Genomic DNA, 12,464 nt, shown 5'->3' with positions numbered 1-12,464 from the left:
TGGTGTGGTACCCCTGCAAGGAGGAACCATGCCAGTCGCACTGATCACCGGCGCCTCGGCGGGGCTGGGGAAGGCCCTCGCCGCGGCCCTGGTGAGTCGCAAGTGGACGGTCGTCGGCGACGGCCGGGACGCGGCCGCGCTGACCGCCGCCGCCCGGGAAGCCGGGTTCACGCCCGTCCCGGGCGACGTCGCCGACCCGGACCACCGCGCCGATCTCGCCGCCGCTGCCGGGCCTTCGCTCGACCTGCTCGTCAACAACGCCGGCACGCTCGGCGTCAGCCCGCTGCCGCCGCTGGGCCGTTATCCCTTGGCACAGCTGGAAGACGTCTACCGCGTGAACGTCTTCGCGCCGCTCGCGCTCACCCAGCTGCTGCTGCCCGCCCTGACGAAGGCCGGCGGCACGATCGTCGACGTCAGCTCGGACGCCGCGGTCGAAGCCTACGAAGGCTGGGGTGGTTACGGTTCCGCGAAGGCCGCGCTCGACCAGCTCACCGCCGTGCTCGGCGCGGAACACCCGGACCTGGCCGTGTACGCGGTCGACCCCGGCGACATGCGCACCGCGATGCACCAGCTCGCCTTCCCGGGCGAGGACATCTCCGACCGGCCGCTGCCCGGGACGTCCGTCCCGGCGTTCCTGCGGCTGCTCGACGAACGCCCGGCCAGCGGCCGCTACCGCGCCGCCGACCTGCTGGTGCCCGCATGAGCGTCCGGTTCGACCTGCCTGACGAACTCTCGGCCTCGGCACCGCCGGAGGCGCGCGGCCTGGCCCGTGACGAGGTCCGCCTGCTCGTCGCGGACCCGGCCGGGGTGCACCACACGGTCTTCAGTGCCCTGGGCGACCACCTGCGGGCCGGCGACCTGCTGGTCGTCAACACGTCCGGGACGCTGCCCGCGGCGATCGACGCGCGCCGCGGCCGGCAGCAGGTCGTCGTCCACTTCTCGACCGAGCTCGACGACGGCGCGTGGGTGGTCGAGCTGCGCGCGCCCGGCGGCCCGCTGCTCGACGGCCGGCCGGGGGAGCGGCTGGCGCTGCCCGGTGGCGCGTCGCTGACGCTGCTGGCCGCGTACGTGCCGGGGCAGGCGCGGCTGTGGCGGGCTTCGGTGTCCGTCCCGGTGCCCGGGTTGCTGGCCGCGAGCGGACGTCCGATCCGCTACGGCTACGTCCCACGTGCCTGGCCGCTGGCCGACTACCAGACGGTGTTCGCCCGCGAGCCCGGCAGCGCGGAGATGCCGTCGGCGGCCCGGCCGTTCACCGACGCGTTGGTCACGCGCCTGGTGACCGACGGAGTGCTCTTCGCGCCGCTGCTGCTGCACACCGGGGTGTCGTCGCTGGAGACGGGTGAGCCGCCCCAGGCCGAGCGCTTCCGCGTGCCCGCGACGACCGCGGCGCTGGTCGCGTGGGTCCGGGCCCGCGGCGGCCGGGTGGTCGCGGTGGGCACGACGGCGGCCCGCGCGCTGGAGTCGGCCGCCGACGGACCCGCCGAAGGCTGGACGGACCTGGTCCTGAGCCCGGACCGCCCGGCCCGGGTCGTCGACGGCATCGTCACCGGCCTGCACGCGCCGGACGCGTCCCACCTGCTGCTCCTGGAGGCCGTGGCCGGCCCGGAGCTGGTCCAGCGGGCCTACGACGCGGCGGTGGAGCGCCGCTACCTGTGGCACGAGTTCGGTGACGTCTCCCTGCTCCTGCGCCGCTGAAAAGCCGTGAAGGCCTCCTTACCGGCTCTTAGCGCCGGTAAGGAGGCCTTCACGGCTTTGAGCTACTGGCGCGCCGGTTCGCGGGCGTCGTCCTGGCGGCGGGCCCGGTAGAGGCCGGCGACGGCGACGACCGTGATCCCCAGGCCGACGCCGCTGACGATCGAGGCCACCAGGCTCGCCGTGCCGGTCGCGAGGCCGAACAGGCCGGTCAGGTAGACCGGGATGCACAGGCTCACCGGCAGCCACGTCCGCAGCGCGAACGCGCGGTCCGACGCCAGCCACAGCACCAGCGTCACGGCCGCGGCGGTGACGACCGGGATCGCCCAGACGACCAGGCTCGTCACGGCGTCCATGCCGAGTGACCGGAGCCACTCGAACGACGCCTGGCCCAGCCCGACGAAGAGCACGACCAGCGCCACGCGGATGGTGGCCCCCTGGCCGGTGCGGTGTGCGGTGCTCGTCATGTCATCCCTCCGAATCCGTGGTCACCTCTACCACGTTCGGATGACGCGACTGGTTGCCCGCATTTCGCAATCGGACGATGAGCAGCAGAAACGCCATCGCCGCCGGGACCGAAACAAAGATCGACACGAACAGGTGACCCCGGGACGCAGCGCCGGTGACCAGGCCGGTCAGGCCGAGCGCGCTCGTCGGAAGGCACATCCAGAGCGGCAGGAACCGCAGCCAGGCGGGCCGTCCCCGTCCGGTGAACAGCCAGCACAGGCCGCCGGCCAGCAGGACGGCGAACGGGACCGTGGCCACCACCCACACCGCGGGCCACTCGCCCAGGCCGGCCGTGGCCAGCCAGTCGGCCCCGATCGGGCCGAGCGCCGAGAGTGCCCACGACATGAGCACTGACACGATGACGGCCCGGATCTCGTGCGCTGTCTTCATCGGCTCCCCCTCAGAGGTCGTCGGGAGAACCACGCCTGAACCGGCCGGCCGGTTGCGTCTAGGCGCCGGAATCACCGATGTCAAGAAATCTCACCGGATTTCCCGGGATGCGGATGGCTATGCGCCCGGGTGGGTGACCGTGCGAACCTCGCCCGGACATCGACCCCGCGAAAGGCGACGCTGACGTGCGCACCCACCACAGAACCCGCTTCCTGGCCTCGGCGCTCGCCGCCCTGACCGTCGTGGGCGTGCTCGCCGGCTGTTCCCGCGCCGCGGAGACCGCTGCCCCCGCCGCCAACGCGGGTGCCGCCACCGAGGTCCGCCTCGGGTTCTTCCCGAACGTCACGCACGCCCCGGCGCTGATCGGCGTCAAGAAGGACTTCTTCAAGCAGGAACTGGGCTCGACCAAGCTCACCACCCAGACGTTCAACGCGGGCCCCGAAGAGGTCAACGCGCTGCTGGGCAACTCGCTCGACATCGCCTACATCGGCTCCGGCCCGGCGATCAACGCCTTCACCAAGTCCAAGGGCACCATCCAGCTGATCTCGGGCGCCGTCTCCGGCGGCGCGCAGCTGGTCGTCAAGCCGGACATCGCGAGCGTCGACGCGCTCAAGGGCAAGAACATCGCCACCCCGCAGCTGGCCAACACCCAGGACGTCGCGCTCAAGAAGTTCGTCGCGGGCAAGAACCTCACCGGCCAGGTCAAGATCACCAACCTGGACAACTCGAAGACGCTCGACGCGTTCAAGAAGGGCGAGGTCGACGGCGGCTGGCTGCCCGAGCCGTGGTCGTCGCGGCTGGTCCTCGACGCCGGCGCGAAGGTACTGGTCGACGAAAAGGACCTGTGGCCCGGCGGCCGGTTCCCGACGACCGTGATCATCGTGCGCACCCAGTTCCTGCAGGAGCACCCGGACACCGTCCGCGCCGTGCTGAAGGGCCAGCTGGCCGCGATCGACTGGGCGAAGGCCAACCCGGCGGACGCCAAGACCGTGGTCAACGGCGCGCTCAAGGAGCTGGCCGGCAGCAGCCTGAGCCCGGCCGTCATCGACCGCGCGTTCTCGAACATCGAGCTGACCACCGACCCGATTCCCGCCGAGTTCCCGCAGCTCGCGCAGGACTCGGTGACCGCGGGCGTGGTGAAATCGGCTGTAGCCCTGAAGGGCTTCGCGGACTTCGGCCCGCTGAACGACGTCCTCAAGGGCCAGAACCAGCCCGCCGTGAACGCCCCCGAACTCGTGAAGTGATCCGGAGAGGCAGCCAACGATGACCACCACCCTCCCGACCGGCCGGAGCAACTACACCGGCGCGACCGCGGTGCGTCTCGACGGCGTCCGCAAGGTGTTCGGCCCGGCCGGCCGCGCGGTGGTCGCGCTGGACGGTGTCGACCTGACGGTCGCGCCCGGCGAGTTCGTCTGCCTGCTCGGCGCGTCCGGCTGCGGCAAGACGACCCTGCTGAACCTGGTCGCGGGCCTCGACGCGCCGTCGGCGGGGGAGATCACGCTCACCACGTCCCGGCCGGCGGTGATGTTCCAGGAGGCCGCGCTGATGCCGTGGCTGACCGCCGCGCGCAACGTCGAGCTGCCGCTGCGGCTGGCCGGGTTCGGCCGGGCCGAGCGCCGGGAAAAGGCCGCCGAGCTGCTGGACCTGGTCCGGCTGACCGGCGCGGGCGCCAAGCGGCCGCACGAGCTGTCCGGCGGCATGCGCCAGCGGGTCGCCCTGGCCCGCGCGCTGGCCGCCACCCTGCGCGTCGGCGGCGACCCGGAGCAGGCGCTGCTGCTGATGGACGAGCCGTTCGCCGCGCTCGACGCCATCACCCGTGACGTCCTGCAGGGCGAGCTGCTGCGCGTCTACCGCAGCACCGGCACGTCGGTGCTGTTCGTGACCCACGACGTGCGCGAGGCGGTCCGGCTCGGGCAGCGCGTGGTGCTCCTGTCGTCGCGGCCCGGGCGGGTCGTGCGCGAGTGGGTGGACGTGCCGCTGGCCGACGCCGAGGAGCTGACCGAAGAGATCACCGGGCACCTGCGAGAGGTGATCAGCACCCATGCCGCAGCTTGACCGGCCCGCCAGGGACAGCACCGACGTCGAGGACCTCGACGCGGTCGGCGCCGGACTGGACTCGCTCGACGCCCCCGTGGGCGAACGCCGTCCAAGTTTCTGGAAGCGGTTCGCCTGGGGGTTCCTGCCGCCGGTGCTCGCGCTGGTCCTGCTGATCGTCGTCTGGCAGCTGCTGTGGGCCGCGGCGTTCTGGCCGGAGGCGCAGCTGCCCGCGCCGCTCGCGGTGTGGGACGAGTTCTGGAGCCACGTCGTCACCGGCGAGGTGTTCGGGTTCGTCTGGACGTCGGTGCACCGCGCGGCGCTCGGGTTCCTCGCGGGTGTCGTCCTCGGCACGCCGCTGGGCCTGCTCGTCGCGAAGGTCCGCGTGGTGCGGGCCGCGATCGGGCCGCTGCTGACCGGGCTGCAGAGCCTGCCGTCGGTGGCGTGGGTGCCGGCCGCGATCCTGTGGTTCGGCATCAACGACGGCGCGATCTACTTCGTCGTGCTGCTCGGCTCGGTGCCGTCGATCGCGAACGGCCTGGTCTCGGGCATCGACCAGATCCCGCCGATCCTGCCGCGCGTCGGCCAGGTGATGGGCGCGGGACGGCTGTCGTCGGCCCGGCACATCCTGCTGCCCGCGGCGCTGCCCGGCTTCCTGGCCGGGCTCAAGCAGGGCTGGGCGTTCTCGTGGCGCTCGCTGATGGCGGCCGAGCTGATCGCGCTGTCCCCGCAGCTGGGCGTCGGCCTCGGCGCGTACCTGAACCAGGGGTCCTCGCTCAACAGCATCGAGACGGTGATCGCGGCGATCTTCCTGATCCTGCTGGTCGGCGTCGGGATCGAGCTGATCGTGTTCCGCCCGCTGGAGCGCGCGGTGCTGCGGGCGCGCGGGCTGACGTCGTCGCTCTAGAAAGTTTTCCGCCCGGCATGTCGAAGCGCCGCTGACGGCGTCGACGTCCCCTTCGCAAGCAGGTCCTACGCGAAGGAGAGTCCGATGGGTGTCGTGGCTGTGCTGGTGGCCTCGGTGGCGGGGTTCGTGGTGAGTACCGCCTGGTACCTGGCGTTCGGGACGGTTTGGGCCGGCCTGAGTACGGCGGCGCTCGAGCGGCCCGCGCCGTGGAAGATGGCCGCGGAGTTCGTCCGGACGCTGCTGCTGGTGACCGTGTTCGCCGGGTTGCTGACCGCGGTGGGCGTCGACGGTGTCACGGGCGCGCTCGGCCTGGCGCTGGTGCTCTGGGCGGGGTTCCCGGTGCTGATCCTGGCCGGGTCGGTGCTGCACGAGAACGTGCCGGTGCGGCTGGCCGCCTTGCACGCGGGCGACTGGCTGGTCAAGATCCTGGTCGTGGCCGTGATCGTGGGGGTGTGGCGATGACCGGGGTGCTGCTCGAGGGGATCGCGTTCGGCGAGTCGCCGCGCTGGCACGACGGCCGGCTGTGGTTCGCCGACTGGCTGGCCCACGAGATCGTGGCGGTCACGCCGGCGGGGGAGCGGGAGGTCGTGTTCCGCGCGGACTTCCCGACGATGCCGATGTGCTTCGACTTCTCCGATAGCGACCCGCTGATCGTCTCGTCGTCGCAGGGACTGCTGCTGCGGCTGTCCGGGGACGGTTCCGTGTCCACCCACGCCGAGCTGGGCGGAACGGGCTTCAACGAGATCGTGGTGGCCGCGGACGGCGGCTGCTACGTCAACGGCGGCGGCTTCGACCTGATGGCGGGCGAGGCTTACCGGCCAGGGGGGATCTGGCACGTCTCACCGGGCGGGGACGTGCGCGAGGTCGCGGACGGCATCGCGTTCGGCAACGGCATGGCCCTGACCCCGGACGGCGCGACGCTGATCGTGGCCGAGTCGTACGCGAACCGCCTGACGGCGTTCACGGTGTCCCCGGACGGCTCGCTGAGCGACCGCCGCGTGTGGGCGGACCTCGGCGACGGCGTCCCGGACGGCATCGCCCTGGACCCCTCCGGCGCGATCTGGGTGGCGGACGTCCCGGGCAAGTCGTGCACGCGGGTGCGTGAAGGCGGCGAAGTCCTGGACCGGGTGACGCTGGACAGCGGGTGTTTCGCGTGCGCGCTGAGCGAGGACACGCTGTACCTGGTGACCCAGGAGTGGCACGGCCTGGACGGCGTCGGAACGGGCCCGCGGACGGGCCGGATCCTGACGGTGCCTATTCCTCGGTAGCCACTTCGAGCGAGAGCTGCTGAAGGGCCTCGAGCACGTCGGGCCGGGCCTCGTCTTCCTCGTAGGCTTCGACGATCTTGACGAACCCCATGAGCAGCCCGCGCATGACGGCCTCCTGCCGGTGCGCCAGCTGGTCGACGGCCTGGTTCACGATCTGCTGAACTTCGGCGATGTGCTCTTCGGGGAGGGTGAAGTCGGCCGTCATGGTGAAGTCGAGCGCCCCTTCGAGCAGCTCGGGATACCCGCTGGCGCCGGGCTCGCCGGTCCCGTCCCGCAGGTTCTGCCGAAGGCGGTAGACCGACGCCAGCAGCCCGATGCCGGTCTGCACCAGTTCCGTGTCCTCCATGCGGCGAGCATGACACGCGGGCCGCCCCGACGCCGGACCGGCGAGGGGTACCGACAAAACACGACCCCGGGCACCCGGCCCGGGGTCGTGTTGTCAGCTGGCAGTACCGCGATCAGCGGCCTCGGCGCCCACCCGCGCGGGTGCCCGAGGAGAACGCCGCCGCGCCGCCGCTGGAACGGCCGGCTCCCGCGGCGGGAGCTCCGCCACGGCGGCCGCCGCCGGACTTGCCGGCCGCGGCCGCGGCCGGGGCGCCCGAGCGGCGGGCGCCACCCGAACCACCGGAACCGCCCGGGGCACCACCACGACGGCCGCCGCCGGCGGACCGGGGCTGCTGGTCGTCACGGCGGGACTGGGCCGCCGCCGCGCGGGAACGCTCGCCGCCGCGGTTGTCCTTCGGGGTGGCCGGGGCGCCGCGGCGGCCGCGGCCGCCGCCCGGTGCCGCGCCCGAGGCCGTGACCTTCTTCGGGCGGTTGTCCACCGGCGGCCGACTCGGTGACGCCGTGAACGACCGCTCGCCCGGGGCCAGCTCCGCCAGCAGCGGGTGACCCGGGCCGAGCTGGGTGGTGGTCGGCTTGATGCCGGCCTTGCGGGTGAGGTCGCGGACGTCGCGGACCTGCGCGTCGGTCATCAGCGTGACGACCGTGCCGGACGCGCCGGCGCGCGCCGTGCGGCCGGAGCGGTGCAGGTACGCCTTGTGCTCGACGGGCGGGTCGGCGTGGATGACCAGCCGGACGTCGTCGACGTGGATGCCCCGCGCCGCGATGTCGGTCGCGACCAGCGTCTTGGCCGCGCCCGAGGAGAACGCCTCGAGGTTGCGCGTGCGCGCGTTCTGGCCGAGGTTGCCGTGCAGCTCGACGGCCGGGACGCCGGACGCCACCAGCTTGCGGGTCAGCGCCTTCGCGCGGCTCTTCGTCCGGGTGAACACCAGCGTGCGGCCCGGCGCCGCGGTGAGGTCGACCAGCACCGGCAGCCGGTGGGTCTCCTCGAGGTGCAGCACGTGGTGCTCCATCGTCGAGACCGGCGACTGCGCCGAGTCGACGCTGTGCGTGATCGGGTCGCTCATGAAGCGCTTGACCAGCACGTCGACGCCGTTGTCCAGGGTCGCGGAGAACAGCATCCGCTGCCCGCGCGACGGGGTGGCGTCCATGATCCGCCGCACCTCGGGCAGGAAGCCCAGGTCGGCCATGTGGTCGGCCTCGTCGAGCACGGTGATCTCGATGGCGTCGAGCTTCACGTGCCCGGAGCGCATGTGGTCGGCGAGCCGGCCGGGGCAGGCGACGACGATGTCGACGCCGTCCCGCAGCCGGGTGATCTGCGGGTTGGCCGAGACGCCGCCGAAGATGGTGGTCGTGCGCAGGCCCAGCGGCTTGGCCAGCGGCAGGATGGACGCTTCGATCTGCGTCGCGAGCTCACGGGTCGGCGCCAGGATCAGCGCGCGCGGACGGCCGGGCCGGCGTCGCGTCGGGCCCGCCGAGAGGCGCGCCAGCACGGGCAGCACGAAGCCGTAGGTCTTGCCGGAGCCGGTCCGGCCGCGGCCGAGCACGTCACGCCCGGCGAGGGTGTGCGGCAGGGTCGCCGCCTGGATCGGGAAGGGCTCGGTGACACCCTGTGCGGCCAGCGCGTCCACGATGGTGGTGGGCAGGCCGAGTTCAGCGAAAGTGGTCATAAGTGCATGCGGGCGCAGGGGCGCCCTGGTCTCCGTTACCTGAGAAGGGTTGTCCTGCCCGGCGCAGACCGGTCAACGGCCGCGGCGCGTGGTAGTCGACAACAGCAGCGGGCCGAGGCAGAACTGAGCGGCCCGCAAGATCAGTGTACCCAACGCGAGTGACGTACCCCTAGTGAGATTGCCCGCACTCGGATCGTCTTGCTAAGTTACCGGTCGGTAATCAAGGAGGCCCACCCATGCTGCTGAACCCGCACGAGTACGACCCGGCCCACTTCGACGCCGAGACGCGCCGGCTGCTCCGGGCCACCATCGACTGGTTCGAGCAGCGCGGCAAGGCGAAACTGACCGAGGACTACCACGCCCGCACCTTCTACGCGGACTTCATCGAGTTCGCCGGCAAGGAGGGCCTCTTCTCGACCTTCCTGACGCCCGCCGCGAACGCCGACGGCAACCCCGACAAGCGCTGGGACACCAGCCGCGTCGCCGCGCTGTCGGAAATCCTCGGGTTCTACGGGTTGAACTACTGGTACCCGTGGCAGGTCACCATCCTCGGCCTCGGCCCGGTGTGGCAGAGCGGCAACGACGTCGCCCGCAAGCGCGCCGCCGACGCGCTGGACGCCGGCGGCGTCGGCGCGTTCGGACTGTCCGAAAAGGACCACGGCGCCGACATCTACTCCTCGGACATGGTGCTCACCAAGGACGGCGACGGGTACCGCGCCACCGGCTCGAAGTACTACATCGGCAACGGCAACGTCGCCCGCACGGTCGCCGTGTTCGGCCGGATCGACGGTGTCGAGGGCCCGGACCAGTACGTCTTCTTCTACGCCGACTCCGAGCACCCGAACTACCACGTGGTCAAGAACGTCGTGCCGTCGCAGATGTACGTCGCCGAGTTCCGGCTCGAGGACTACCCGGTGCACGCCGAGGACATCCTGCACGTCGGCGCCGAAGCCTTCAGCGCCGCGCTGAACACCGTCAACATCGGCAAGTTCAACCTCTGCTTCGGCGGCATCGGCATGGCGACGCACTCGCTGTACGAGGCCATCACCCACGCGCACAACCGCGTGCTCTACGGGAACCCCGTCACCGACTTCCCGCACGTGCGGCGCGAGTTCGTCGAGGCCTACGCGCGGCTGACCGCGATGAAGCTGTTCTCCGACCGCGCCGTCGACTACTTCCGCAGCGCGCACGCCGAGGACCGCCGCTACCTGCTCTACAACCCGATCACCAAGATGAAGGTGACCACCGAGGCGCAGAAGGTGATCGGCCTGGTCGCCGACGTCGTGGCGGCCAAGGGTTTCGAGGCCGACACCTACCTCGCGATGGCGAAGAACGACATCGACGGCCTGCCGAAGCTCGAAGGCACGGTCGCGGTGAACCTCGCGCTGATCGCGAAGTTCATGCCCGCGTACCTGTTCGCGCCGCAGGAGTACGCGCCGGTGCCGACGCGCACCGACGCCGCGGACGACGAGTTCCTCTTCCGCCAGGGCCCGGCGCGCGGCCTGTCGAAGGTCCGGTTCCACGACTGGAAGGCCGCGTACGCGCAGGCCTCGCACATCCCGAACGTCGCGCTGTTCACCGAGCAGGCCGGGGCGCTGCTGGAGCTGCTGACCCAGGCCGCGCCGGACGAGGCCCAGCAGGCCGACCTCGACTTCGGGCTCGCGCTCACCGAGCTGTTCACGCTCGTCGTCTACGGCCAGCTGATCCTGGAGCAGGCCGGCAGCACCGGGCTCGACGAACAGGTCGTCGACCAGATCTTCGCGGTGCTGGTGCAGGACTTCAGCGTCGCGGCGGTGGACCTGAACGGGAAGTCGAGCTCGACCGAAGCCCAGCAGGCGATCGCGCTGGCGGCGCTGCGCAAGCCGGTGGTCGACGCGGCGCGGTTCGACGCCGTCTGGGCGCTGGTCCGCGACCTTTCCGGGGCCTACGCTATGCATCCGTGATGGCCAGGGAGTACCGGCTGGGAACGCTGCGGAAGACCGTCAACGCGCTGGTGAAGCCGCTGCTCGCGCGCGGCGTCCCGGCCGCGGGCAACGGTGGCGTGCTGCTGACGACGAAGGGCCGCAAGAGTGGCCTCGACCGCACGACCCCGGTGAACGTCGTCGAGGTCGGCGGCGACCGGTGGCTCGTCGCGCCCTACGGCGCCGTCGCCTGGGTGCACAACCTGCGGGCCGACGCCGTCGCCCGGCTGAGCCGCGGCCGCAAGACCGAGACGTGGGAGGTCGAGGAGGCCGACGCCGCGACCGCGGCGCCGGTGCTGCAGGCCTACGTGCGGCAGATCCCGGTCACCGCGCCGTACTTCGACGCCAAGGGCAGCGGCCCCGTCGAGGCGTTCGAGGCGGAAGCCGATCGACACCCGGTGTTCCGGTTGGCAAGATCACGGGCGTGAAGCACGAGCGGGCGGCGGAGCTGCTCTGGGACGCGTGGCGGACCGGCGAGCGGCTGGACGGGCTCCCGGCGGACGTCCGCCCGCGGGACGCGGCCGAGGGCCGCGCGGCGCAGGCGGCGCTGGCCGAGCTGGCCGGCCCGGTCAGCGGCTGGAAGATCGCCGCGACCACGGCGTACGCCCAGCAGCACCTCGGCGTCCCCGGCCCGTTGCCGGGCGCGCTGTTCGAGCGGTTCCACCAGCTCGAGGGCGCCCCGGTGCCGGCCGACACGATGACGATGGGCGTCGCCGAGCCGGAGTTCGCCTTCCGGATGAAGGCCGACCCCGGCCCGGGGCCGTCGCTGGGCGGGGTGCTCGACGCGGTGGACACGATGTTCCTCGCGCTCGAGATGCCGGACAGCCGCTACACCGACCACCAGCACGCGGGCGGCCCGCAGCTGCTGGCCGACGTCGCGTGCGCGGGCCGGTTCGTCGAAGGGCGGGCCGTCCCGGACTGGCGCGACCTCGACCTGCCGGGCCAGGCGGTGGTCCTGCACGCCGACGGCGCGGAGTTCGCCCGCGGCCACGGCGGCCTGGTCCTCGGCGACCCGCGGCTGGCCCTGCACTGGCTCGCGACGGAACTGGCCCGCACCGGCCACCGTCTCCGCCCGGGTGACGTGGTGACGACGGGCACGGCGACCACCCCGTGCCCGATCCACGCGGGCGGCCACGTGGTCGCCGACTTCGGCGCGCTGGGCAGCGTCGAAGCCCGTTTCGCCTGACTAGAGTGATCACGTGCTGACGATCCGTGCCGGGTTCCTCGTGCTCGCCGTGGTCGTCGCGGCGCTCGACGTGGGGTGCTGGCTGTTCACCCGCGCCCAGCACCAGACGAGCGCGCGGATCGGGTTCCTCGTCGCGTTCGTCCTGCTGCTGGCCCTGCTCGCGGCGAGCGCGGGCCTGGTGCGCTGGGAGGTCGCGGCGCCGCTGGGCGCGGCTTCGACGTCGGGCCTGTTCTTCGTCGGCGCGGCCTCGATCTTCAGCGTGGGCCTCGGCTTCCTGCTGACGGCGGTCGTCGAGGCGGCGCTCGTGCGCGGGATGGTGCTCGACGCGGCCCCGGCCGGCCGGCGCGGCGGGACGTGGCTGATCAGCCTGTCGGCGGCCGTCGTCCCGGCGGGCCTGTTCGTGGTCGGCCTGGTCGCGCTGAAGTGAGCCGTGAAGGTCACATCGAGGGACTCAGAGTCCCTCGATGTGACCTTCACGGATCTTGGTCCTACTTGCCGAAGCCGGCC

The 12,464-nt window shown here is 72.3% G+C and carries 15 protein-coding genes; 11 read left to right on the top strand and 4 right to left on the bottom strand.

The window, feature by feature from the left end; genetic code table 11:
* Positions 1 to 28 precede the first annotated feature (28 nt).
* Both ACGFMK_RS19925 and ACGFMK_RS19920 read left to right on the top strand, forming a co-directional pair.
* Positions 29 to 703 (top strand): SDR family NAD(P)-dependent oxidoreductase, encoded by a 675-nt coding sequence (locus ACGFMK_RS19925; RefSeq protein ID WP_392764988.1) that lies wholly within the window; start codon positions 29 to 31, stop codon positions 701 to 703.
* Complete coding sequence (locus ACGFMK_RS19920) at positions 700 to 1,695, top strand: S-adenosylmethionine:tRNA ribosyltransferase-isomerase (RefSeq protein ID WP_392764985.1); 996 nt, start codon at positions 700 to 702, stop codon at positions 1,693 to 1,695. Before ACGFMK_RS19925 ends, ACGFMK_RS19920 begins: the two co-directional genes overlap by 4 nt.
* 62 nt (positions 1,696 to 1,757) lie before the next feature.
* Here ACGFMK_RS19920 and ACGFMK_RS19915 read toward each other — a convergent pair whose 3' ends face one another.
* Complete coding sequence (locus ACGFMK_RS19915; protein ID WP_392764982.1) at positions 1,758 to 2,159, bottom strand: hypothetical protein; 402 nt, start codon at positions 2,157 to 2,159, stop codon at positions 1,758 to 1,760.
* A gap of 1 nt (position 2,160) precedes the next feature.
* A complete protein-coding gene (locus tag ACGFMK_RS19910) occupies positions 2,161 to 2,589 on the bottom strand; it encodes a hypothetical protein (protein WP_392764979.1) in 429 nt (142 codons plus the stop codon).
* A 185-nt stretch (positions 2,590 to 2,774) separates the two neighbouring features.
* On the opposite strand from ACGFMK_RS19910, the gene ACGFMK_RS19905 reads away from it, so the two are divergent.
* The 5 genes from ACGFMK_RS19905 (at position 2,775) to ACGFMK_RS19885 (ending at position 6,798) form a co-directional block, all read left to right on the top strand.
* Complete coding sequence (locus ACGFMK_RS19905; protein WP_392764977.1) at positions 2,775 to 3,833, top strand: ABC transporter substrate-binding protein; 1,059 nt, start codon at positions 2,775 to 2,777, stop codon at positions 3,831 to 3,833.
* 19 nt (positions 3,834 to 3,852) lie between these two features.
* A complete protein-coding gene (locus ACGFMK_RS19900) occupies positions 3,853 to 4,644 on the top strand; it encodes an ABC transporter ATP-binding protein (protein WP_392764974.1) in 792 nt (263 codons plus the stop codon).
* Entirely contained in the window at positions 4,631 to 5,530 is a 900-nt protein-coding gene (locus tag ACGFMK_RS19895; protein WP_392764971.1) for an ABC transporter permease, read from the top strand. Before ACGFMK_RS19900 ends, ACGFMK_RS19895 begins: the two co-directional genes overlap by 14 nt.
* Before the next feature lie 84 nt (positions 5,531 to 5,614).
* Positions 5,615 to 5,992: a DUF1761 domain-containing protein gene (locus ACGFMK_RS19890; protein ID WP_392764969.1), complete on the top strand. Its 378-nt coding sequence runs from the start codon at positions 5,615 to 5,617 to the stop codon at positions 5,990 to 5,992.
* A complete protein-coding gene (locus ACGFMK_RS19885; RefSeq protein WP_392764967.1) occupies positions 5,989 to 6,798 on the top strand; it encodes an SMP-30/gluconolactonase/LRE family protein in 810 nt (269 codons plus the stop codon). The genes ACGFMK_RS19890 and ACGFMK_RS19885 overlap by 4 nt, the downstream gene beginning before the upstream one ends.
* Here ACGFMK_RS19885 and ACGFMK_RS19880 read toward each other — a convergent pair.
* Both ACGFMK_RS19880 and ACGFMK_RS19875 read right to left on the bottom strand, forming a co-directional pair.
* Positions 6,785 to 7,144 carry a hypothetical protein gene (locus tag ACGFMK_RS19880; protein ID WP_323332427.1) on the bottom strand — a complete coding sequence of 120 codons (360 nt, stop codon included), beginning with the start codon at positions 7,142 to 7,144 and terminating at the stop codon, positions 6,785 to 6,787. The two genes, ACGFMK_RS19885 and ACGFMK_RS19880, sit on opposite strands and share 14 nt — an antisense overlap.
* 112 nt (positions 7,145 to 7,256) lie before the next feature.
* Positions 7,257 to 8,810 (bottom strand): DEAD/DEAH box helicase, encoded by a 1,554-nt coding sequence (locus ACGFMK_RS19875; protein ID WP_392764964.1) that lies wholly within the window; start codon positions 8,808 to 8,810, stop codon positions 7,257 to 7,259.
* Between the two features lie 236 nt (positions 8,811 to 9,046).
* Here ACGFMK_RS19875 and ACGFMK_RS19870 point away from each other — a divergent pair, with 236 nt between their 5' ends.
* The 4 genes from ACGFMK_RS19870 to ACGFMK_RS19855 are packed head-to-tail and all read left to right on the top strand — an operon-like array spanning position 9,047 to position 12,384.
* Positions 9,047 to 10,753 carry an acyl-CoA dehydrogenase gene (locus ACGFMK_RS19870; protein WP_392764961.1) on the top strand — a complete coding sequence of 569 codons (1,707 nt, stop codon included), beginning with the start codon at positions 9,047 to 9,049 and terminating at the stop codon, positions 10,751 to 10,753.
* Complete coding sequence (locus ACGFMK_RS19865; protein WP_392764959.1) at positions 10,753 to 11,199, top strand: nitroreductase family deazaflavin-dependent oxidoreductase; 447 nt, start codon at positions 10,753 to 10,755, stop codon at positions 11,197 to 11,199. Before ACGFMK_RS19870 ends, ACGFMK_RS19865 begins: the two co-directional genes overlap by 1 nt.
* Positions 11,196 to 11,957 carry a 2-keto-4-pentenoate hydratase gene (locus ACGFMK_RS19860; RefSeq protein ID WP_392764957.1) on the top strand — a complete coding sequence of 254 codons (762 nt, stop codon included), beginning with the start codon at positions 11,196 to 11,198 and terminating at the stop codon, positions 11,955 to 11,957. Before ACGFMK_RS19865 ends, ACGFMK_RS19860 begins: the two co-directional genes overlap by 4 nt.
* A 13-nt stretch (positions 11,958 to 11,970) precedes the next feature.
* Positions 11,971 to 12,384 carry a hypothetical protein gene (locus tag ACGFMK_RS19855; RefSeq protein WP_392764956.1) on the top strand — a complete coding sequence of 138 codons (414 nt, stop codon included), beginning with the start codon at positions 11,971 to 11,973 and terminating at the stop codon, positions 12,382 to 12,384.
* Positions 12,385 to 12,464: the final 80 nt, after the last annotated feature.

The sequence above is a fragment of the Amycolatopsis sp. NPDC049252 genome (genome assembly GCF_043197175.1).
Taxonomy (GTDB): Bacteria; Actinomycetota; Actinomycetes; order Mycobacteriales; family Pseudonocardiaceae; genus Amycolatopsis.
Note: the sequence above shows the minus strand (reverse complement) of the source record. Positions and strands in the feature narration are given on the sequence as shown.